Annotated in this window: 22 protein-coding genes and 2 tRNA genes; 16 read left to right on the forward strand and 8 right to left on the reverse strand. The window is 63.2% G+C overall.

The window, feature by feature from the left end:
* The first annotated feature begins 1 nt into the window (after position 1).
* A tRNA-Arg gene (locus tag IGS58_RS08625) sits at positions 2-78 on the forward strand.
* A 160-nt stretch (positions 79-238) separates the two neighbouring features.
* A tRNA-Arg gene (locus IGS58_RS08630) sits at positions 239-315 on the forward strand.
* 55 nt (positions 316-370) lie between these two features.
* Here the strand turns inward: IGS58_RS08630 and IGS58_RS08635 are convergent.
* Positions 371-1,243: a helix-turn-helix domain-containing protein gene (locus IGS58_RS08635; RefSeq protein WP_230521098.1), complete on the reverse strand. Its 873-nt coding sequence runs from the start codon at positions 1,241-1,243 to the stop codon at positions 371-373.
* Between the two features lie 115 nt (positions 1,244-1,358).
* Here IGS58_RS08635 and IGS58_RS08640 point away from each other — a divergent pair, with 115 nt between their 5' ends.
* Together IGS58_RS08640 and IGS58_RS08645 are read left to right on the forward strand one after the other, a co-directional pair.
* Complete coding sequence (locus tag IGS58_RS08640) at positions 1,359-2,318, forward strand: phytanoyl-CoA dioxygenase family protein (protein WP_230521099.1); 960 nt, start codon at positions 1,359-1,361, stop codon at positions 2,316-2,318.
* Between the two features lie 94 nt (positions 2,319-2,412).
* Positions 2,413-3,558, forward strand: a complete 1,146-nt coding sequence (locus IGS58_RS08645) for an alpha-hydroxy acid oxidase (protein WP_230521100.1) — start codon at positions 2,413-2,415, stop codon at positions 3,556-3,558.
* On the opposite strand, the gene IGS58_RS08650 is transcribed toward IGS58_RS08645, so the two are convergent.
* The 4 genes from IGS58_RS08650 to IGS58_RS08665 form a co-directional block, all read right to left on the reverse strand.
* Complete coding sequence (locus IGS58_RS08650) at positions 3,555-4,061, reverse strand: AAA family ATPase (protein ID WP_230521101.1); 507 nt, start codon at positions 4,059-4,061, stop codon at positions 3,555-3,557. The two genes, IGS58_RS08645 and IGS58_RS08650, sit on opposite strands and share 4 nt — an antisense overlap.
* A gap of 192 nt (positions 4,062-4,253) precedes the next feature.
* Positions 4,254-4,907, reverse strand: a complete 654-nt coding sequence (locus tag IGS58_RS08655; RefSeq protein WP_230521102.1) for a hypothetical protein — start codon at positions 4,905-4,907, stop codon at positions 4,254-4,256.
* A gap of 41 nt (positions 4,908-4,948) precedes the next feature.
* A complete protein-coding gene (locus IGS58_RS08660; RefSeq protein WP_230521103.1) occupies positions 4,949-5,716 on the reverse strand; it encodes a CPBP family intramembrane glutamic endopeptidase in 768 nt (255 codons plus the stop codon).
* Between the two features lie 8 nt (positions 5,717-5,724).
* The gene (locus IGS58_RS08665) at positions 5,725-7,317 is read right to left on the reverse strand and encodes a GGDEF domain-containing protein (protein WP_230521104.1); all 1,593 of its coding nucleotides are present in this window, start codon (positions 7,315-7,317) and stop codon (positions 5,725-5,727) included.
* Between the two features lie 139 nt (positions 7,318-7,456).
* Here IGS58_RS08665 and IGS58_RS08670 point away from each other — a divergent pair, with 139 nt between their 5' ends.
* The 8 genes from IGS58_RS08670 to IGS58_RS08705 all read left to right on the forward strand — a co-directional run bounded on the left by IGS58_RS08670 (position 7,457) and on the right by IGS58_RS08705 (position 13,135).
* The gene (locus IGS58_RS08670; RefSeq protein WP_230521105.1) at positions 7,457-8,020 is read left to right on the forward strand and encodes a GNAT family N-acetyltransferase; all 564 of its coding nucleotides are present in this window, start codon (positions 7,457-7,459) and stop codon (positions 8,018-8,020) included.
* Between the two features lie 264 nt (positions 8,021-8,284).
* Positions 8,285-8,638 carry an SMI1/KNR4 family protein gene (locus tag IGS58_RS08675; RefSeq protein WP_230521106.1) on the forward strand — a complete coding sequence of 118 codons (354 nt, stop codon included), beginning with the start codon at positions 8,285-8,287 and terminating at the stop codon, positions 8,636-8,638.
* A 15-nt stretch (positions 8,639-8,653) separates the two neighbouring features.
* Positions 8,654-9,193, forward strand: a complete 540-nt coding sequence (locus IGS58_RS08680) for a GNAT family N-acetyltransferase (protein WP_230521107.1) — start codon at positions 8,654-8,656, stop codon at positions 9,191-9,193.
* On the forward strand, positions 9,190-9,900 hold the full coding sequence (locus IGS58_RS08685; protein ID WP_230521108.1) for a response regulator transcription factor: 711 nt from the start codon (positions 9,190-9,192) through the stop codon (positions 9,898-9,900). The genes IGS58_RS08680 and IGS58_RS08685 overlap by 4 nt, the downstream gene beginning before the upstream one ends.
* Positions 9,897-11,120, forward strand: a complete 1,224-nt coding sequence (locus tag IGS58_RS08690; RefSeq protein ID WP_230521109.1) for a sensor histidine kinase — start codon at positions 9,897-9,899, stop codon at positions 11,118-11,120. The genes IGS58_RS08685 and IGS58_RS08690 overlap by 4 nt, the downstream gene beginning before the upstream one ends.
* Positions 11,121-11,196: 76 nt before the next feature.
* Positions 11,197-12,072, forward strand: a complete 876-nt coding sequence (locus IGS58_RS08695; RefSeq protein WP_230521110.1) for an alpha/beta hydrolase family esterase — start codon at positions 11,197-11,199, stop codon at positions 12,070-12,072.
* Between the two features lie 56 nt (positions 12,073-12,128).
* Positions 12,129-12,626 carry a hypothetical protein gene (locus IGS58_RS08700; RefSeq protein ID WP_230521111.1) on the forward strand — a complete coding sequence of 166 codons (498 nt, stop codon included), beginning with the start codon at positions 12,129-12,131 and terminating at the stop codon, positions 12,624-12,626.
* Positions 12,623-13,135, forward strand: a complete 513-nt coding sequence (locus IGS58_RS08705) for a DUF1993 family protein (protein ID WP_230521112.1) — start codon at positions 12,623-12,625, stop codon at positions 13,133-13,135. The genes IGS58_RS08700 and IGS58_RS08705 overlap by 4 nt, the downstream gene beginning before the upstream one ends.
* A 3-nt stretch (positions 13,136-13,138) precedes the next feature.
* Here the strand turns inward: IGS58_RS08705 and IGS58_RS08710 are convergent, their stop codons facing one another.
* Genes IGS58_RS08710 through IGS58_RS08720 form a run of 3 tightly spaced genes read right to left on the reverse strand, consistent with a single transcriptional unit; the run spans position 13,139 to position 15,530 of the window.
* The gene (locus IGS58_RS08710; protein WP_230521113.1) at positions 13,139-13,597 is read right to left on the reverse strand and encodes a hypothetical protein; all 459 of its coding nucleotides are present in this window, start codon (positions 13,595-13,597) and stop codon (positions 13,139-13,141) included.
* Positions 13,594-14,571, reverse strand: coding sequence for a D-2-hydroxyacid dehydrogenase (locus IGS58_RS08715; protein WP_230521114.1), 978 nt, complete (start codon positions 14,569-14,571; stop codon positions 13,594-13,596). The genes IGS58_RS08710 and IGS58_RS08715 overlap by 4 nt, the downstream gene beginning before the upstream one ends.
* Entirely contained in the window at positions 14,568-15,530 is a 963-nt protein-coding gene (locus IGS58_RS08720; protein WP_230521115.1) for a LysR family transcriptional regulator, read from the reverse strand. The genes IGS58_RS08715 and IGS58_RS08720 overlap by 4 nt, the downstream gene beginning before the upstream one ends.
* A gap of 189 nt (positions 15,531-15,719) precedes the next feature.
* Here IGS58_RS08720 and IGS58_RS08725 point away from each other — a divergent pair, with 189 nt between their 5' ends.
* The 4 genes from IGS58_RS08725 (at position 15,720) to IGS58_RS08740 (ending at position 21,466) form a co-directional block, all read left to right on the forward strand.
* Positions 15,720-15,890, forward strand: a complete 171-nt coding sequence (locus IGS58_RS08725) for a hypothetical protein (RefSeq protein ID WP_161789575.1) — start codon at positions 15,720-15,722, stop codon at positions 15,888-15,890.
* A complete protein-coding gene (locus tag IGS58_RS08730) occupies positions 15,887-16,747 on the forward strand; it encodes an alpha/beta hydrolase (RefSeq protein WP_052140188.1) in 861 nt (286 codons plus the stop codon). Before IGS58_RS08725 ends, IGS58_RS08730 begins: the two co-directional genes overlap by 4 nt.
* Positions 16,748-17,018: 271 nt before the next feature.
* The gene (locus IGS58_RS08735; RefSeq protein ID WP_070258022.1) at positions 17,019-18,263 is read left to right on the forward strand and encodes an efflux RND transporter periplasmic adaptor subunit; all 1,245 of its coding nucleotides are present in this window, start codon (positions 17,019-17,021) and stop codon (positions 18,261-18,263) included.
* Between the two features lie 2 nt (positions 18,264-18,265).
* Complete coding sequence (locus IGS58_RS08740) at positions 18,266-21,466, forward strand: efflux RND transporter permease subunit (protein ID WP_034783119.1); 3,201 nt, start codon at positions 18,266-18,268, stop codon at positions 21,464-21,466.
* The last annotated feature ends 44 nt before the right edge of the window (positions 21,467-21,510 follow it).

A 21,510-nucleotide genomic window follows, 5' to 3' on the forward strand; every position in this document is an offset into this window, starting at 1 on the left:
AGCGGCTGTAGCTCAGCTGGATAGAGTACTTGGCTACGAACCAAGGGGTCGTGGGTTCAATTCCTGCCAGCCGCACCAGTATTTGCAGTAGTGAAAAAACCCGGAAAGTTCGCTTTCCGGGTTTTTTTTCGTCCTGACGGGACGCGGGCAGGGTGCATGTTGGCGGCCTGGGCAATTGTGAAATATCCGCACGGCGCCCTTTGCCATTCTGCAAAGCCCTGCTATAATCTTGTCTTAGGCGGCTGTAGCTCAGCTGGATAGAGTACTTGGCTACGAACCAAGGGGTCGTGGGTTCAATTCCTGCCAGCCGCACCAGAATATTGGGGGTCAGATTGTAAAATCTGATCCCCTTTTTCGTTTCTGAATGGATTTACGCTGCGCCAGTGGCGCCACGCCGGTATTGCAGGCGAAACGCGCGCGGCGTGACTTGCCTGGCGGCGCGGAACTGGCGGTTGAAATGCGCGAGGTTGCGGTAGCCAGCCTCTTGCGCGATGACGGCGATGGCGAGATTGCTTTCGATCAGCTGTTGGCAGGCGCGGCCGATACGCAGCCGCGCCAGGTATTCGCCCGGCGTGCAATGCGCGTGGCGCTTGAAACAGCGGTGAAAGGCGCCCAGCGACAGGGCCGCCCGCTGCGCCAGCGTTTCCAGTGCAATCTCTTCCCGGAAATGCGCGTGCATGTAGTCAAACACGATTGCCATGCGCTTTTGCTGCCCATCGGGCATCGGCGCCTGCGCTGTTGACGCCAGCGGCTGCGCACTGCCATCGCCCGCCAGATCCAGCAGCACGTCGAGCAGCAGCGGCAAGCGCTGCGGTACGGGCAGCGCATTCAATTGCAGCAGTCTGGATGCGCTGCGCGCGCTCGTTGCCGGCGAAAAATGCAGGGCAGGGCCGGCGCGGCGTGCCAGTTGCCGGACGCTGTGCAATTCCGGAAAACAGGCCGCCAGCTGCTCCACCCATTCGAGGGAAAACCACACGACGACGGCCAGCATGGGCTGCGTGCCGTCGATGCGCTCGCTGGCCGACCACGTGTGCGGCAAATTCGGCCCCAGCAGCACCAGGTCACCCGGCTCGAAATCGCCCAGGTGGTCGCCGATGTAGCGTTGCCCCCGCGCATTGACCGTCAAGGTCAACTCGAACTGCGGGTGGTAGTGCCAGATAAAGGGAATGGCATCGAGTTCGCGCCACAGCAAGCCCCAGGAGTGGCCCGTCGGGATCGTGACTTGTTCGAATAAAGGCGTCATCGTGACGTTTTGAGGTAGTGGATAGTCAGGATAGTATCAGTATTGGTTGCTGCGCACCCATTTTACACGGCACTGCCGAAGCACAATCTGTCTCACACCAACACAGGAGACAGCGATGCAAGAAGACCGATATCAATATGGCGAAGACCGTCCCGGCAACCCGTCCGTGGCCTACACGGAACAAACCCAGTTGCGCGACATCCGGAAACAGCTGCCCCTGCGCGTGCTGTCCGACAGCGACTTTTTGCACTGGCAAACCTACGGTTACGTCATCGTCAAGGATGCCGTGCCGCCGGAACAGGTGCGCCGCACAACCGATTTCCTGTGGGAATTCCAGGGACTGGACCAGCATGACCCCGCCACTTGGAACCGGGACCAGTTGCGCGACCACGCCATGAAAGAGCTCAACGGTTCCGGCATGGTCGAGGCTTACCACAACCAGACCCTGTGGGATAACCGCCAGACCCAGCGCGTGTACGACGCCTTTGTCGACATCTGGGACCGTCAGGATTTGTGGGTGACCATCGACCGCGCCAACCTGAACACGCCGAACAACGGCAAGCGCAAGTTTGGCGGCTTCATCCACTGGGATGCCGACACCACGCTCGACCCGCTGCCCGTCAACGTGCAAGGCGTGCTGGCCCTGTCCGACACCTCGCCCGAGAGCGGCGGTTTCCAGTGTTACCCAGAATTGTTCAACAACTTGCTGGCGTGGCGCAAGACGGTGCCGCTCGATCGCAACCCGTGGCAGCCAGACCTGGCGACGGTGCCGTACCCGATGGAATTCATCGCCATGAAGAAAGGGGAGTTGTTGATCTTCAACAGCCTGCTGGCGCACGGCATCCGCCCGAACACGTCGGCGGACCAGGTGCGCCTGGCGCAATACATTTCCTTCACGCCAGCGCAGGAAGACAATCAAGCCTTGCGCGACTGGCGCGTGCAAAGCTGGCGCGAGCGCAGCGCGCCGCAGGGCTATGCGTTTCCCGGCGACCCCGAAGAAAAGGAAAAGCTGCGCTACCCGCAGGCGCGGTTGACGGCGCTGGGCGAGCAGATCCTCGGCGCGCGCGACTGGTAAGTGTGGCGCGGGTTCCGATGGCATTGCCTGCCGGATAGACAATTGCAGGCAAATGCACGATCATGGTTCGACTTGCCATCGACCGAGGAAACGCATGAGTATCATCACCTGCATCGAAGACTTGCGCGTGCTGGCCCAGAAACGGGTGCCGCGCATGTTTTACGACTACGCCGATTCCGGCTCCTGGACGGAATCGACGTACCGCGCCAACAACAGCGATTTCGCGAAGATCAAATTCCGCCAGCGCGTGGCCGTCAACCTGGAAAACCGCAGCCTGGCTTCGACCATGGTGGGGCAGCACGTATCGATGCCGGTGGCCCTGTCGCCCACGGGCTTGACGGGCATGCAGCATGCGGATGGCGAAATCCTCGCGGCCCAGGCGGCCGAGCGTTTCGGCGTGCCGTTCACGCTGTCGACCATGAGCATCTGCTCGATCGAAGACGTGGCGGCGAACACGACGAAACCGTTCTGGTTCCAGCTGTATGTGATGAAGGACCGCGAATTCATCAACCGCCTGATCGACCGCGCCAAGGCGGCCAAATGCGGCGCGCTGGTGCTGACCCTGGACTTGCAGGTGCTGGGGCAGCGCCACAAGGACTTGCGCAACGGCCTGTCGGCGCCACCGAAATTGACGATTCCCAACATCATCAACATGGCCACCAAGCCGCGCTGGGTGGCGGGCATGCTGGGCACGAAGCGGCGCGGCTTCGGCAACATCGTCGGCCATGCCACATCCGTGTCGGACATGTCGTCCCTGTCGGCCTGGACGCAGCAGCAGTTCGACCTGAGCCTGTCGTGGGCGGACGTGGAATGGATCAAGCAGCGCTGGGGCGGGAAATTGATCATCAAGGGCATCATGGACCCGGAAGACGCGCGCCTGGCCGTGGCAAGCGGCGCCGATGCGCTGATCGTCTCGAACCACGGCGGGCGCCAGCTCGATGGCGCGCAATCGTCGATCGAAGCCTTGCCCGCCATCGTCGACGCCGTCGGCAGCCGGATCGAAGTGCACATGGACGGCGGCATCCGCTCGGGCCAGGACGTGCTCAAGGCCGTGGCCCTGGGCGCGAAAGGCGTGTACATCGGCCGCCCCTTCCTGTATGGCCTGGGCGCCATGGGCGGCCCGGGCGTCACCAAATGCCTGGACATCATCCGCAACGAACTCGATTTGACGATGGCCTTTTGCGGCTTGCGCGACCTGCAGCACGTGGACAAGAAGATCCTGCTGCCGGGCACGTTTTAAGCGGCAATCCGCACAATATCAAAGCCTTCCGACGCTTGGGGCGGCACGAAGTGGCGCGTGATGTCATCAAATTGCGCGTCGCTGGTGGAGAACGGGTGCAGCCCGCTGGCATTGCGCTGGCGCAAGCGCGCCTTGCATTCCTCGTCCGGCACGTCCAGGTAATGCAGCACGTGCGGCGTGCCTGCCTGCTGGAACAGGTCGCGCATCCAGGCACGGCTGGCGGGCGTATTCGCGGGGAAATCGAGCACGACGGACACGCCCGCCTGCAGCATCTGCAGGGCCAAAGGGGCGATGGCCGCGCGCAGCAGCGCAGCGCAGGCCGCGTAGTCGGCCAGGCTGGCGATCTGGCCTGGATACAGCTGCGCCAGCAAGCTGTCTTCGCTGATGCGCACGGTGTGTGGCGCGCTGGCCAGCCGGGCGGTCAGGGTGGATTTGCCCGAGGCAATTTTGCCGCACACGAGGTGCAGAGTGGGGGCAGCGGTAGTGCTGGAGGTAGGGGACATGGTCGCTCGCTAAAAAGAAATAATGCCTGCGAGACGTCTTGATCTATTACTGCAAATCAAAGCCGCCTCTCAGGCGGCTTTGGCAATCACTGTCCTGCTAAGCCACCATCGGTCGAATGGCGGCAATAATCGATGGCAGGGGCGGGAATGGCGATTGCATGACTGAACGATGCCATGGAATGGCTGGCGCTGTCAATTGCCGATGCGCGTCCATGGCTCGCGGAACGTGGCCGCATCGAGCGGCCGCGCATGCGGGTCGTCGGGCTGGAACAGGCCGCCGATCAGCATATCCTGGATGGCGCCCGTGAAACCGCCGTACGCGGCGCGGCCCCACTGGCGTTGCGTGCAGGCGAAGAGGACGGCGTCTTGCTGCGCCGCCAGCTGCGTCAAGGAGTGCCGCAAGGTGGTGCTCGCTTCCGGCCCCATGTCCGTGGCGATGGCGCACACCAGGCGCTGGCCAAATTGCAAGGGCTTGCCTGCTCGTCCCAGCAGCGATTCATTGGCCAGGGCGAGGAACACATCGGGCGCCTGGTCGTCCTTTTCGCAGACGGTCCAGGTGGGCGCCCACGCTTCCAGGCTCATGAAGCGGGCGTCGCGTGTTTCCGGCGTATGCATCCACTTGGCGTGCGATTTGTCGTCCCAGCCCAGGCGGCCATAGGGAATCGACTTGCCCTTGGGATTGTATTGATGGCTGCGCACGCCGGGCTTGCCCCTCGCGCTTGCCTGCGCCATGAGCCCATCGAGGCTGGCGGCAAACGGCATCCATTGCGCCGCATCCCACAGCGGCGGCGCATCGGGCGCGGCCAGCAGCAGGAATACTTCGTAATCACGGGAAAAAAACGCCATGCACACTCCTCAACATAGGGATGGTAAATCTTGTTGCAATATTATAGTTGCAGTTGCGACATGGTGGCGCGCTGGCTGGGACGCAGCAGGTAGACGCCGTACAGGCACAAGGGCAGCACGGCCAGCAGGGCGATATATGGCAGGATCGATGCGCCGTCTTCGGCCGGGTTGGGTAAGGTGGCCGTCACCAGCGCGTAATCCCACAAGCCATGCACGAGCACCATGGGCCAGATGGAGCGGGTGCGCAGGCGGATGGCCGCGTAGCCGACGCCCTGCAGGGTGGCGGCCACGGCTTGCCACAGGGCGCCGCTGACGTCGCCCGTGGCCAGGCCGTTGGCCGTGTGGGCCAGGCCGAACAGCGCCGAGGACATCAGGACGGCCGGCCAGACGGCGTAGCGCTCCAGCATGCCTTGCAGCAAGATGGCGCGGAACATCAGCTCTTCCGAGACGGCCACCAGCGCCGCATTGCAAGCGACAATCAGCAGCACGCGCGGCTGCGGCCAGCCGCCGGCCCAGGCCAGCAACAGCATCAGCAGCGCATACAGCAGGGGCGGCCAGACGAGCCACAGCGTTTTCCATGGCTGCGGCGCGCACAGGCCCGCCGCGCGGCGCCGGCTTGAGGCCAGCAGCAGCGCCAGCGCGAACAGGGCGGCCAGCGCCCACGACAGGCCGATGCGGCCGGTGACGGTGGCGCCCGGCAAGGCGTAGCCGGCCGCTTCCAGCCAGCGGCCGCCCAGGCTCAAGCCCAGCCAGATGGCCAGTGCGATGAGGGCGAGCGGCATGCTGAGGGCGATTCTTTTCCTGGACATGGGCGGCCTCATGCTGCCGGCCCGCCGCCGCTGACGCGGTTGCGGCCCGTGTTTTTCGACTGGTACAGCAAGGCGTCGGCCTGGCGTATCAGTTCGCTGCTCTCTGTGCATCGCTGCTGGCCGGGCTGCAGCGTGGCCGCGCCCAGGCTGACCGTCACGACACCATTTGCGCTGGCCGCATGGGCAATCTGCAAGGCTTCCACGGCCGAGCGGATGGCTTCCGCGACTTCCAGCGCGCCCGCGGCGTTGGTGCCAGGCATGATCACGGCGAACTCTTCGCCGCCATAGCGTGCCGCCAGGTCTTCGATCCGGCCGACGCTGCGGGCCACGGCGCCGGCAACTGCCTGCAGGCACCCGTCGCCGGCCACGTGGCCATACTGGTCGTTGAATTTCTTGAAAAAATCCACGTCGAGCATGATCAGCGACACTTCATGGCCGCTACGCTGGGCGCGCTTCAATTCCTGAGCCAGGGTCTCGTCGAAACAGCGGCGGTTGGCCAGTCCCGTCAAGCCGTCTTGCGACGCCCGCGCCGCCAGATCCGCATTCGCGTGCCGCAGCTCCGCCGTGGCCAGGCGCAGGCTGGCTTCGATGCGGTCGCGTACGGCAATCTGCCGCATCAGCCTGCGGAACAGGTAGATCAGCGCCGCCCCCGCCGCCAGCGACGCCAGCACGATTTGCATGCTCAGCCTTTGCCACTCGGCGAAGATGTCTTCCTTCGACAAGCCCGCCGCCACGATGACGGGAAAGCGTTCCAGGTGGCGATAGCTGTACAGCCGTTCGATTTCGTCTACCTTCGCCGTCATCATTGCCGTGCCCACCGGCCCTTTTTCGCGGTAGGCGCGCAAGAGTGCGCCCGACGAAATATCCATGCCGATGATATTGGGCTGGAACGGCCGCCGGTAAATCAGCGTACCGTCATCGAGGGCAAAGAATGCCGTACCCGTGTTGCCAAGGTTGAGGCTATCGTAGATGCGTTCGAAGGAGGCGAGCCCCAGGGTGACCAGCACCACGCCGGCAAAGGAACCGTCCGCCAATTCCACCCGGCGCGACACGGGCAAGATCCATTGCCCGCTGGATTTGCTGCGCACGGGCGCACTGATGCGGCTGCTCAGCTGCGCATGCGTCTTGTGATAGGTGAAATAATCGCGGTCGGCGTTGTTGCCGTCCTGCATGGCGCCGGACGAGGTGGCCAGCCAGTCCCCCTGGCTGTCAAAAATGAAGACGCCGGCAATTTCCACGATATTCCTCGACAGCTGCTGCAGATGCGATTGCAAGCGCTCGCCGGTGGCGTCATTATTGCCTTCGTTGCGGATGTGTTCGACGATATCTTCCAGCATGACATCGGCGACTTCCAGTTCCATGTAGGCTTGCGTTGCAAGGGCGCGCGCCATGTTCTCCGTCGCCGCGCTGCTCTCGCGCAGGCGGACTTCGCGCGAAGACCAGACGATCCAGATGGTCATGCCAAGCAGCATGGCGCACATGCAGAAGAAGGCGATGCTGGCCCAGACGATCACTGGCCGCTTGTGCTTGCTCAAGACCTCGGGCTGCGCCGCGAGGGTGCCCGCCGCGTCCTTGTTTGTTGCATCCTTTACTGCATCCATAGGCGAATCATGAAGTTGCATCAATGATATGGTGAAAATATTGCCATACTACATTAAAAGCAGGCGTACAAAATTGCCACATCGTTATAGTTGCATGGAATAATAAGCATTCGTCCGTTTGCCGCCAGACTGGAGAGCCATGACCTACAGCAAGACCATCACCACTGAACGATTGATCCTGCGCAAGCCGCAAGCATCGGATGAGGCGGCGCAATTCGCCATGCATTCCGACCCCGAAGTGATGCGCTATTTCAGCGAACCGCCCTGGGACGATGCCGGCCGCGCCGCGCGCCAGATTGCCGAGGACATCGCCGCTTTCGAGAAAGAGGAATTCTTCCGCTTCGCCGTCGAGCTGAAGGCGACGGGCGAATACCTGGGCAGCTGCAGCCTGTTTTCCGAGCACCGCCAGAACCGCCGCGCCGAGATCGGCTACGCGCTGGGACGCCCGTACTGGGGCCGTGGCTATATGCAGGAAGCGCTGTCGGCGCTGATCGAGTATGCGTTTGTCGAGCGCGACCTGAACCGCCTGGAAGCCGACATCGACCCGCTCAACGCCGGTTCGGCCAGCGCCCTGGAACGCCAGGGTTTCAACAAGGAAGGGTTTCTGCCCGAACGCTGGATCGTGGCCGGCCAGGTCAGCGATTCGGCCCTGTACGGCTTGCTGCGCCGCGAGTGGGAAGCGCGGCGCCTGCTGGAAGAATAAACATGCGAGAGCACAGGACTGCGCGCTGGTCGTCCCCTGCGATCGTGGCGCTGGCCATCATTGCGACGATCAGCGTGTATGTGCTGGCCGCTTACCTGTCGCGCTTTTTCCCCTCGGAGCAGGAGATGTGCACCGCCACGTGCGCGAAGGAGAACCAGGTCGGCTATCTGGAGTATCTCCATAGCGCGCACCAAACGGCGGGAATGAGAGATAAGGGGCCGACACAATGCAAGTGCCGCTGAGGCACAGACAGGATCAGGAGTTATGAGTAAGACGATGCAAGAAATCGAAGTCTTCCAGCAAGCGTTGGGCCACACATTGCCAGCGTACTATTTGGCTTTTCTCAAGGACTGGCACGAAGACATGCGCGGCGAACAGGTATTGCTGTACGGCGCAGAGAGCTTGCGGGAGCGTAACGAGACCTATGACACGCAGCAATCCTGTCCTGGCTACATGACCATCGGCGACGACAGCGGCGGACGCGCCGTCATGCTGGCGCTCGATGGCGCTGAGCGCGCCGTCTACCTGGTGGGGCATGGCTCGATGCAGCGCGATGATTTCGAGCTGGCCGCCGATGATTTCGCATCCTGGCTGGCCGCCGATTGCCCGCTTGACTAAAAAGGATGCAAGCCGATGAAAGCTGCTGATTTACCCGCTTCAGAGCATCCGCTGGTGACTTTGCGCCAGCTGGAACGTAGCGACGCGCCGGCCTGGTATGCCTATCTGGCCGACCCTGCCGTCGTGGAGCACACGAGCTGGAACTTGCATTGCGTCGACGATCTGCAGGCCAATTTCGATGACTACGCATCGGCAGAGGCGTCTTCGTCCATACGGCTGGCTGTCGTGCTGCGCGAGGGGGGCCAGCTGGTGGGCACGATTGGCTTCAACGCCATTTCTCCGCAGCATCGCACGGCGGAGATCGCCTACGACCTGGCCCCAGCTGTATGGGGGCAGGGCGTGGCCACGTCCATCGCCGCGTCGGTCGTGGACTGGGGCTTCCAGCGCCTTGGCTTTCTGCGCATCCAGGCCACTGTGCTGGAAAGCAATGAACGTTCGGTCCGCGTGCTCGAACGCTGCGCTTTCGAGCGGGAGGGCTATCTGCGCTGTTACCGGCAAGTTCGCGGAAGATCCGGCAATTTCTGGCTGTATGCGCGCATTGCCGGCGTGCGATGAACAAGCTACCCTTGAGTATCCTGCTGGTGGAAGATCACCTGGCCATCGCGCGCCAGGTGCTCGACTTCCTCGACGGCTTGCGCTGGCAGACGGACCATGCGGGCACGGGCGCGCTGGCGGTGCAATTGGCCACGTGCAACAGCTATGACGTGGTGCTGCTGGACCTGAACTTGCCCGACATGGATGGCTTGCAAGTGTGCCGCGCCATCAAGGCAGCCGCTCCCAGCAATGTGCCGATTTTGATGCTGACGGCGCGCGACGCGTATGAAGACAAGGCGCGCGGTTTTCGCGACGGCGCCGACGATTACCTGACCAAGCCCTTCGACCTGCGCGAGGTGGCTTTGCGCTGCGAAGCGCTGGCGCGCCGGCAGCAGTTGCACATGCATCAGGAAATACGCGTGGGGCCATTCACCTTGCAGACGCGCGCAGGGCGCGCCCTGTATGGCGACGCACCCCTGCCGCTGACGCAGACGGGTTTCAAGATATTGCTGCTGCTGTGCCGCGAACATCCGCATGCCGTCTCGCGCTCGGCCTTGCTGCAGCAACTGTGGGGCAGCCAGCCGCCCGACAGCGACGCCCTCAAATCGCATATCTATGTGCTGCGCAAGCAGCTGGAGTTGCTTGGAGGGGCGGGTGCGGCGGGCATGCTCGTGACCATACCGCAGCTGGGCTACCGCCTGGCCTTCGATGCTGCGGCGTCTGCATGAGCAAGTCGATCCGGCAGCGCCTGTTCGCCGCCCTGGCCGGCTTCGCCGTCCTGCTGTGCCTGTGCTACACGGGCCTGGCGCTGGTGATCGCGTATGTGACGGAAGATATGCTGGTGCAGCGCCTGCTCGAGCGCGAAGCGGCGGCCGTCAGCATGCGCTGGCAGCAGCACGGCAAGCTTACGCCTTCCGGCAGCGACCTGATCACGGTTTATGGCAGCTACCTTGACTTGCCGCAAGCGGTGCGCGCGCAAGTACCGCCGTCTGCCCCGCGCGGGGAAGTGTTTACCACGACGGGCCAGCATTATCATGTGCTGGCGCTCGATGTCCTTGCCGGCGGCAAGCCGGCCCGCTGCTATCTGCTGGCCGACGTGGCACCCGTGCTGGTGGTGTCGCGCCTGGCGCGGGAAGTGGGTGGTGTCGTCGCTGGCGTGGCGCTGGCGCTGATCGCCCTGGCCTTGCTGCTGGCATACTGGCTGGCGCGGCGTCTCGTGCTGCCATTGCAGCGTCTGGCCCAGGAAGCGCGCCAGCTGGCGCCCGGCAGCGCCGTCCATTTCAGCGAGCGCGACCGCCCCGACGAGATCGGTTTCCTGGCGCGCCGCCTGGAAGCCACCTTTACCGAACTGCAGGTGCTCTTGCGGCGCGAACAGGCATTCACCCGCGACGTCAGCCATGAATTGCGCACGCCGCTCACCCTGATGCATAACACCCTGGCGCTGGCGAATGCGCAGCCCCTGGGAGGGCAGGAGCAGGCGCAGCTGCAGCAATCCATGGACGAGATGCGCGCCACCATCGACGTGCTGTTCGCGCTGGCGCGGGCCGAACAGCTATCGGGCGTAGTGGTGGAGTTGCGCGCCTGCATCGAGCAATGCCTGCTGCGCCTGCTCGACGAACATCGCTGGGATGCCAGCCTGCTGACCCTGGACTTGCCCGAGCGGCTGGAGGTGCTTGGCAACCCGCAACTGCTCATGTTGCTCATTAATAATTGCCTGGTGAATGCCCTGTTCCATGGCGGCCCCGACTGCCGCATCAGCATTATGTTTGCGCAAGGCCGCCTGAACATCGTCAATACCGTGCAGGCGGGGCATCCACGGCGCATCCACGGTTTCGCGCATGGCCAGAACCTGCTGCTGCGCCTGGCAAAAGCCATGCAATGGGACATTGTTTTCCACCCCGGCGCGACGCAGTACCGTGTCGCCATCCTTCCCGTCCAGGCGCCATAAAAGAAGTCGCCGGATTTCACCGCGATTTCACCTCGCCTTGCTTATGCTGGCTGCTCTTTTACTTGAAGGGAAGCCCATGAAAATCACCATCAGCCTGTTCATCCTGTCCTGTCTGTGTACGCCAGTGCTGGCGCAGGTGCAATCGCTGCAGCACAAGGAAGACAAGCGCCGCTACATCGTCTATACGCCCGCCGCCTACGACAGTGCGCCGCAGCAAGCCTTTCCCGTCGTCTTCAATTTCCATGGCGGCGGCATGAGCATGGCCGAGCAGATGCTGTACACGCAGATGAACAAGACGGCCGAACGGCACCAGTTCATCGTTGTGTACCCGCAAGGTATCAAGCAAGACTGGAACGTGGGCTTCGGCATGGATTACCTGGCGGGCACGGATGATATCGGCTTTACGCAAGCCATGCTGGCCAAGCTCAAGCAGACTCACCGCATCGATGAGAAGCGCGTGTATGCCACGGGCTTGTCGCGTGGCGGATTCTTTGCCCTGCGCCTGGCGGCCGAGCTGCCGCAGCAGTTCGCCGCCGTCGCCTCGGTGGGGGCGCCGATGCCGGAACCGGTGCTGCAGCATCATAAAAAGATGGACAGGGTCGGCATGCTGTTGATACAGGGGACGGCCGACAAGGTCGTGCTGCATGAAGGCAAGGCTGCCAGCTACCTGTCGGCAGCAGGCACGTTCGATTACTGGCGCAGGCATAACGGCATCGTAGGCGCCGCGCCACCAGCGCGCCTGCTACCCACCGTGGCAGGTGACGATACGCAAGTGACGCATGTGGTGCAGGGCAATGGCGCGCAGCAGGTGGCCTTGCTCACTATCAAGGACGGCGGCCACACCTGGCCGGGTGCCGATGCCTTCAATATCGGCCTGCCCATCGGCAAGACCACGCGCGCCATCGATGCGAATGAAGTCATGTGGGACTTTTTCAGCCGCCATCACCGCTGACGCCATGCTAGGATGGCGGCCATCGCTGCAGTGCTATGCGGCAACTTGAGGGGAGCATGGTGGCAATGTCAGAAGCAGGTATCGCGGCCATGGCCGAGGCGATCTTCGCCAAGCCCGGCGCGGCCGTGGCGCAGGCGTATTCGGAGGCGGAACAGGAAACGCTGCACTTTCACTCGCCGGCCGAGCTGTGCGCGTATGCGGCCAGGCTGGAGGCCGAAGGCGCCAGCGAGGTGTTCCTGGCCGTGCATTACCCGGACATGGGCGGGCAGTTTGCCCCGCGCCGTATCGCGCTCGACCCGGCCAAGTGCGATGGCCTCACCTACCGCTACGTTTGCGAAGGCTGGGGCCTCATCCGCGTGTACCTGCGCTTGTCCAGCGGCAAGGGACTGGCGTCGCATGTGGGCGCCAATTCGCAGAAGCGCGCGGAAAAATGGCAGCCGCATTACCCGGAATTCGGTCCGACCGATGCCTGGCACTGGGATGCCGTGGGCCGCCATGAACGCCGGCTGATCCGCGTGCTGAAGAAGGTCGCCGCGCAGGAAGGCTTGTCATGACGGACGCGATGCACATCAATCCCGCCACCATCTTTTGCCGCTCGCTGGCGCAGCTTTCCGCCATGCTCGACAAGACCGGCACCGCGCCGCACATGCTGGCGGCGCGCCTGCACCCGGACATGCTGCCATTCGCCCAGCAAGTGCGCGCGGCCGTGAGCTTTTCCCTGCGCGGCTGCTGTCCGCTGGCGGGGCTGGAAGTGGCCGATTTCAGCGCCGCCGCCAGTCTGCAGGAGCAGATCGCGCACACCATGCGCTACCTCAAGGCCATCCCCCCGGAACGCTTTGACGGGCCGCCGGGGCGCATCTGCCGCGACCGCGCCGGCTTTGCCGACATCGCCTTGCCCGCCGACGAATATTTGAATTTGTACATCCTGCCGAATTTCTATTTTCACTTCAGCATGGCGTATGCGATCGCGCGCAGCGGCGGCGCGGCCATCGGCAAGGGCGATTTCGACGGTTATCACGCGTATGCGCCGGGTTTCAGTTTTGAGCGGCCTGCCGCGCCGTAGTTCCTACAAGCCCGCTTCTTTCCACGATGCCAGTCCCAGCCGCTTCAGCAGCCGGCCCGACAGCCCGCAGCTCCAGCAGCTCATCTGGATTTGCCGGTGCCGGGCCGGCCCATGCGCATGCCAGGCTTGCTCGGCGTAATCGAGCAAGGCTTCGCTGAGCGCAGAGGCGTCGGCCACGGGCCGCAGGCGCGCCATCAGCTCGAACACGCCGTGGGTGGTTTCCTTGATCTGCAGCAAACCTGCCAGCAGGGCGCGCAGCACGGCGGCGTCGATGCTGGTGCTCGCTTGCGTGTAGCGCTGCTGCCAGCAAAGGCTGCGTTGCTGCCACAAGGCTAGCAGTGCAGGCACGTCGGCGGGCTGCAGTTGCCCGATCAGCTCAGCCGCCTCCTGAAACAGGTCGAGGCGGTCATACTCGCCGCTGTCCAGGACCAGCAGCTCATCGAGTTCGTGCAATACGCTCATGCCACCACGTTCGTGGGCGCGCCGCGCTCGAACGCTTCCACGTTGCCGATCAATATGTCGGCCAGCTTCTGCATGGCTTCCCCACTGGCCCAGGCCGTGTGCGGCGTGAGGATGAAGTTGGGCAGGCGCAAATTGAGCAGCGGGTTGTCGGGCAGCGGCGGCTCCTTGGATAACACGTCGAAACCGGCGCCGGCGATCACGCCACGGGTCAACGCTTCGGCCAGTGCCGCCTCGTCGACGAGGCCGCCCCGCGCCGTGTTGATCAGGAGGGATGTGGGCTGCATGCGCGCCAGCTCTGCCGCACCGATGATGTTGCGCGTCTTGTCCGTCAACGGCAGGTGCAGACTCAGCACGTCGGAAGTAGCCAGCAATTCGTCGAACGTCACTTGCGTCACGCCGTCCTCATCGATAGGGGAGCGGTTGTGTACCTGCACCTGCATGCCGAAGGCGCGTCCCAGCTGCGCCACGGACTTGCCCAGCGCGCCATAACCGAGCAAACCCAGGCGGCTGCCGGCCAGGTCGCGGATCGGGTGGCCGAACAGGCAGAAGCGGTCCGATGCCTGCCACAGGCCCGCTTCCACATCGGCGCGGTAGGCAAACAACTGGCGGCGCAGGGCCAGCATCAGGGCCAGGGTATGCTCGGGCACGGTTGCGCGCGCATAGTCGCGGATATTCGCCACGATAATGCCCCGCTCGCGGCAGGCGGCCAGGTCGAGGATGTCCGTGCCGGTGGCGGCCACGGCGATCATCTTCAGGTCCGGCAGCTGCGCCAGCTCGGCCGCGCGCAGCGGCACCTTGTTCGTGATGGCGATGCTGGCGCCTTGCAGGCGGGACACCGTCTGTTCGCTGCCCTTGGTGTGCGGATACTCTTCCCAGCCGTGCGCAAAGGCGGGCGGGCGCACGCTGGCGATCAGGCTGTCGCGGTCGAGAAAGACGATGCGGTGCGGCTGCGGCGATGTGCTTGCTGTTGTCATGGCTGGACCTCGGTCAGGTTGGCGCGCGCGCTCGCGGGACTGCTCTTGCCCTTGAACTGCGTGGCCGGGTGGTTGGTAAACATGTCGGCGACCCATTCGACAAACACGCGCACCTTGGCGGACAGATGGCGGTTGGGCGGATAGATCACGTGGATGGGCAACGGGTCGGATTCCCATTCGCCGAGCAATTCCACCATTTTGCCCTGTTCTATCAGCGGCGCAAGCATGAAGTGCGTCATTTGCACGATGCCCAGGCCCGCCAGGCCGGCGGCCGTGTAGGCGTTCGAATCGTTCAGCGCGATATGGCTGGGCATGGCGATCTGGATGCGTTCGCCGGCGCGCGTGAAATCCCAATCAAACGTTTTGCCCGTCTTGGCGGAGAAAAAATTTACGCCCCGGTGGCGGGGCAGGTCGTCAGGATGCAGCGGCGTGCCGTGCTGCGCCAGGTAGCCGGGCGAGGCGCAGGTCATGAAGTGCAGCACGCCGACCCGGCGCGCGATCAGGTTCAGGTCGCCCAATTCGCCGCCGCGCACGGCGCAATCGACGCCTTCCTCGATCAGGTCGACGGGACGGTCGCTGCAACCGAGTTCCAGCGAGATGTCCGGGTAGCGGGCAAAGAAATCGGGCAGGGCGGGAATGATCAGTTCGCTGGCCAGGGCCGTGGGCGCATCCACGCGCAGGCGTCCGCTGGGACTCAGGCGCGTGCGCGACAGCGATTCCTCGGCCTCGCGCACGTCCGACAGGATGCGCACGCAGCGTTCGTAATAGGCGGCGCCGTCGGACGTGATGCTGACATGGCGCGTAGTGCGGTTGAGCAACTTAACCGACAGGCTTGCTTCCAGCGACTGGATCAGGGTCGACACGGTGGCTTTCGGCAGCTGCATGTTTTCCGCCGCGCGCGTAAAGCCGCCCGCATCGACGACTTGGATGAAAACTTCCATGGCTTGCAGCTTGTTCACTTGAATTCCTATCACTTTATGCATGATTATTCAGAATTTTGAACAATCAATTCGTCATTGCACTCTTTATCAGATTGTAGATCAAGTCTATAGTTGTTGTACTGCAGCATAAGATGATTGCAGCAGGAAGTTCACAGGAGAAAAATCATGGGTCATCGGAATGGAATCTTTGCAGTGCTTGCTCTCGCTATGAGCTCGCTCGCTCTGGCCGCGATGGTATCGACGGATGCATATTCGATGGCGGCGCAAAGCGAAGCCAGCGGTTATAGCGCCCTGACCCATGAAGTGGGCGGCGTCGCCCTGTTGTGCCTGAACGACACGGTGCTCGATGTTGCGGTGCAGCCGGTGGTGGCGCAATGAGCTTTGCCGACACCGCGGCCGAACTGGCGCCTGGCCAGGCGCTGAAGATACGCGATATCCAGGTGCAGGGCGCGCAGGATGCGCTCGGCGCGCGCGTCTACACGGCCGGCGTGCCGGGTGCCAGGCAGCCGAACCTGATGGTTTTCTTCCATGGCGGCGGCTTTGTCGACGGCGACCTGGACGATGCGGACGACTTCCTGCGCTGCCTCGTGCTGAGCAACCCCGACCACGTGGTGCTGGCTGCGAACTACACCCTGGCCCGTGTGCGGCCATTTCCCGCCGCCGTGGAAGACGCGCATGCCGTGCTGCTGTGGGCAAAAAAGAACAAGTCCAAGCTGGGCTGGACGGGCAAGCAGATGGTGGTGTCGGGCATCGAAGCGGGCGCCAACCTGGCTGCCGTATGCGCCATGATGTCGCGCGACCGGGGCGGACCGCCCCTCGCGGGCCAGGTGCTGATCATGCCCATGCTCGATCCCGGCCTGTCGACCTGCTCGATGCGCAACTTGCCGACCTGTCCTGACCTGGCGGAAGTGGCCGATCAATGTGCCGCCGCCTACCGCGGCTACTTGCCGAATGCCGCTGACCGTACCCATCCGTATGCGTCGCCATTGCAGTCGAGCCGCCTGAAGAACCTGCCGCCGGCGCTGATCCTGTCCAGCGAAGACGACCCATTGCGCGACGAGGCTGAACAATACGGCAGCAAACTGATCGCCTGCGGCATCAAGACCACCGTGCGGCGCATGGCCGCCGCGCCGCTGCAGGACGCCACCGCCCGCAATGAGTGCGCTTGCAAGGTGCAGGTATTGAGCGAAATTAGCAGTTTCGTCGCCGGACTGGGGCAGGAGCCCGAGTCATGACGCCGCCATCCGCGGCACCGCAAAAAAACTTACACTAATCAGTTTACTTTTTGAGTTTTGGTTGCTACACTACGCAGTGTAGTTCCCTTCATGCCTGAGTTGTGCGTTCGCACAGCCAGCTTCGTCGTCCCCGTCCGCTTTTAAGCAGCTGGCGGCCTGTTTACCTTTGATCGAGCGCCGTCGGGCGCCATGGCACCACCATTCACTTTTTCAGTTGGGTTGCTTCCTGCCGCCCATACCATTAGAAATTTTCATAAAACAGGGAAATAAAATGAAAAACGTTCAACAATTTTCCACTCTGCTCAAGCCCCTGGCTGCCTCGCTCGCGCTGGCAGGACTGGTGGCCGTGAGCCTGGCTGGCTGCGATTCGGCCAATAGCAAGGTGCCCGACGCGCCAGCGGCCGGCGGCCCGCCCATCTCGGCCGCCGCCGTCGTTGAAAAACAGATCACCGAAACACAGGAATTCTCGGGCCGCCTGGAAGCGATCGAGCGCGTGGAAATCCGCTCGCGAGTCGGCGGCTTCATCACCGCCGTCAATTTCAAGCCGGGCAGCGAAGTGAAAAAGGGCGATGTGCTGTTCGTCATCGATCCGCGCCCATTCCAGGCTGAAGTCTCGCGGGCCGAAGGCACGGCCGCTTCGGCCCGCGCCAAGGCGGAACTGGCCAAGCTGGAACTGTCGCGCGCTGAAAAGCTGCTGGCCGAAAAAGCCATCGCCCAGCGCGAATTCGATGAAAAAGCGTCGGGCCTGAAAGAGCTGGACGCGAACGCCCGCTCGGCGCAAGCCGCGTATGAAGCGGCCAGGCTGAACCTGTCGTACACGCAGGTGCAGGCACCGATCAGCGGCCGCGTCAGCAAGGCGGAAATCACCGTCGGCAACCTGATCGACGCTTCCGCCATCCTCACGTCCGTGGTGTCGACGGACCGCATCTACGCCAGCTTCGACGGCGATGAAGATACGTATCTGCGCGTGGCCGGCACGGCGCAAAAGGGCACGCCCGTCACCGTCAAGGTGGGCCTGGCCAACGAGACGGGCTTCCCGCACGAAGGCAAGCTGGAATTCGTCGACAACCAGCTCGATCCGGCCACGGGCAGCGTGCGCATGCGCGCCACCTTCGCCAACGCCGAGCGCCAGCTGGTGCCGGGCCTGTTCGCGCGCATCCAGCTCGACGGCGGCAACGGCCCGCAGGCGCAAAGCACGGCGCTGTTGATCAGCGACCGTGCCGTCGGCACGGACCAGAGCCGCAAATACGTGTACGTGGTGGGCGCCGACAACAAGGCCGAATACCGCGCCGTCAAGCTGGGCCCGGCCTCGGACGGCTTGCGCGTGGTGCGCGAAGGCTTGAAGGCGGGCGAAAAGATCGTCGTCAACGGCTTGCAGCGCGTGCGCCCCGGCGCCCCGGTGACGCCGCAGATGGTGGCGATGGATTTCGATCCGACCGCGCCTGTCGCTCCCGCAAAACCTGAAGTAAAAGACGCCAAGATCGCCGCGAAAGCAGCATCGACCTCCAAGGAATAAACATGAATTTTTCCCGCTTTTTCATCGACAAGCCGATTTTCGCGGCGGTGCTGTCGATCGTCATATTCGTGGCCGGGCTGCTGTCGATTTTCGGCCTGCCCATCTCCGAATATCCCGACGTCGTTCCGCCATCCGTGGTGGTGCGCGCGCAGTACCCGGGCGCCAATCCGAAAGTGATCGCCGAAACCGTGGCCGCGCCGCTCGAAGAGCAGATCAACGGCGTCGAGAACATGCTCTACATGTCCTCGCAAAACACGTCCGATGGCGCGATGATGCTGACCGTGACCTTCAAGATCGGCACCAATGTCGAACAGGCCGAGACGCAGGTGCAGAACCGCGTGCAGCGCGCCTTGCCGCGCCTGCCCGAGGAAGTGCGCCAGATCGGCGTGACGACCGTGAAGTCCTCGCCGAATCTGACCATGGTGGTGCACCTGGTCTCGCCAAACAAGCGCTATGACGACATGTATCTGCGTAACTACGCGGTGCTGAACGTCAAGGACCAGCTGGCCCGCTTGCCCGGCATGGGCGACATCCAGATCTTTGGCGCCGGCGACTACGCCATGCGCATCTGGCTCGACCCGCAAAAGGTAGCGGCGCGCGGCATGACGGCCAATGACGTCGTCGACGCCATCCGCGAGCAGAACGTGCAGGTGGCTGCAGGTGTCATCGGCGCTTCGCCGGCGAAGAACTCGGACTTCCAGCTGACCGTCAATACCCAGGGCCGTCTGCAGACGCCCGAGGAATTCGGCGCCATCATCGTGCGCACCAATGCCGACGGCGCCGTGACGCACCTGAAGGACGTGGCGCGCGTGGAAATGGGCGCCAACAGCTACTCGCTGCGTTCGCTGCTGAACAATAATCCGGCCGTCGGCATGGGTATTTTCGAAGCGCCGAATGCCAACGCGCTGCAATTGTCTTCCGACGTGCGGGCCAAGATGGACGAACTGAAAAAAGACTTCCCGCAAGGCGTGGAATACCGTATCGAGTACGACCCCACGCAGTTCGTGCGCTCGTCCATCGAAGCCGTGATCCATACCCTGCTCGAAGCCATCGCCCTGGTGGTGCTGGTGGTGATCATCTTCCTGCAAACCTGGCGCGCATCGATCATTCCGCTGCTGGCCGTACCCGTCTCCATCGTCGGCACCTTTGCCGTGATGCTGGGCTTTGGCTTCTCGATCAACACGCTGTCGCTGTTCGGCCTCGTGCTGGCCATCGGTATCGTCGTCGATGATGCCATCGTGGTGGTGGAAAACGTCGAGCGCAACATCGAGGAAGGCTTGTCGCCGCGCGACGCCACCATCCAGGCCATGAAAGAGGTGAGCGGTCCTATCGTCGCCATCGCCCTGGTGCTGTGCGCCGTGTTCGTGCCGATCGCCTTCGTGCCTGGCCTGTCGGGCGAGTTCTATCGCCAGTTCGCGCTGACGATCGCCATTTCGACCGTGATCTCCGCTTTCAGCTCGCTGACTCTGGCGCCAGCCCTGTCGGCCGCGCTGCTGAAACCGCACGATGCGCCGAAAGACGCGCTGACGCGCGGCATGGACATGGTCTTCGGCCGTTTCTTTGCCTGGTTCAACCGCTTCTTCGGCCGCGCTTCGCACCGCTATGAGGCGGGCGTGAAAGGCGTGTTGGGCCGTAAGAGCGCGTCGCTGGGCGTGTATGCGCTGCTGGTCGTTGCCGCCATCTTCACCTTCAAGTCCGTGCCGGCAGGCTTCGTGCCAGCGCAGGACAAGCAATACCTGGTGGGCTTTGCGCAATTGCCTGACGCCGCTTCGCTGGACCGCACGGAAGATGTCGTGCGCCGAATGTCCGACGTCATCAAGTCGGTGCCTGGCGTCGAATCGACCATCGCCTTCCCCGGCCTGTCGATCAACGACTTCACCAATGCGCCGAACGCCGGTATCGTCTTCGCCACCCTGAAACCGTTCGACGAACGCAGCAGCAAGGAATTGTCGGGCGGCGCCATCGCGGCCGAGATCAACAAGCGCCTGGGCGGCATCCAGGACGCTTTCATCATGGTCTTCCCGCCACCGCCGGTCAACGGCCTTGGTACCATCGGCGGCTTCAAGATGATGATCGAAGACCGCGGCAACCTCGGTTACGACGCGCTGTACAACGCCACCCAGGCACTGGCCGCCAAGGCGTACCAGACGCCGGAACTGGCGGGCGTGTTCTCGGGCTACCAGATCAACGTGCCGCAGCTGTTCGCCGACGTCGACCGCGTGAAAGCCAAGCAGATGGGCGTGCAGCTGCAAACGATTTACCAGACCTTGCAGATCAACCTCGGTTCGCTGTACGTAAACGACTTCAACCAGTTTGGCCGCACCTACCAGGTGCGCGTGCAGGCCGATGCGGCGTTCCGTTCGCATGCGCAGGATATCGCGCAGCTGAAGGTACGCAATGACAAGGGCGAAATGATCCCGCTGTCGTCATTGATGCGCGTGAAGGACAGCTATGGTCCGGACCGCGTGCAGCGCTACAACGCGTATGCCGCAGCCGACTTCAATGGCGGCGCAGCCCCTGGCGTATCGAGCGGCCAGGCGCAAGCCGCGCTGGAACGCATCGCCAAGGAAGTGCTGCCGCAGGGGATCGCGTATGAATGGACGGAGCTGACCTACCAGGACATCTTGTCCGGCAATACGATGATCTATGTCTTCCCGCTGTGCGTGCTGCTGGTATTCCTGGTGCTGGCCGCCCAGTACGAAAGCTGGACCTTGCCGCTGGCCGTGATTCTGATCGTGCCAATGTCGATCCTGTGTGCCTTGCTGGGCGTCAAACTGACCGGCGGCGACAACAATGTGTTCACCCAGATCGCGCTGTTCGTGCTGGTGGGGCTGGCGTCGAAGAATGCGATTCTGATCGTGGAATTTGCCCGCGAACTGGAAGAGCATGGCCGCACCGTCGTGCAAGCGGCGCTGGAAGCGTGCCGCCTGCGTCTGCGTCCGATCCTGATGACGTCGATCGCCTTCATCATGGGCGTGGTGCCCCTGGTGTTCTCGCACGGCGCCGGTTCGGAAATGCGCCATGCCATGGGCGTGGCGGTGTTCGCCGGCATGCTGGGCGTGACCTTCTTCGGCCTGTTCCTGACGCCCGTGTTCTATGTACTGCTGCGCACCCTGGCGCAGCGTTTTGAGAAAAAACCAGCCGATGCTGCCGCCAAGCCTGCCGCCGCGCCAGCATTGAACCTGGAAGGAGATATATATTGAAAACCAAGGAAATCATCTGGCGCGTCAAGCCCGTGCTGACCGCC

Origin of the sequence: Janthinobacterium sp. EB271-G4-7A (assembly GCF_020858075.1) — a bacterium.
In the GTDB taxonomy this organism is placed as follows: Bacteria; Pseudomonadota; Gammaproteobacteria; order Burkholderiales; family Burkholderiaceae_D; genus Janthinobacterium; species Janthinobacterium lividum.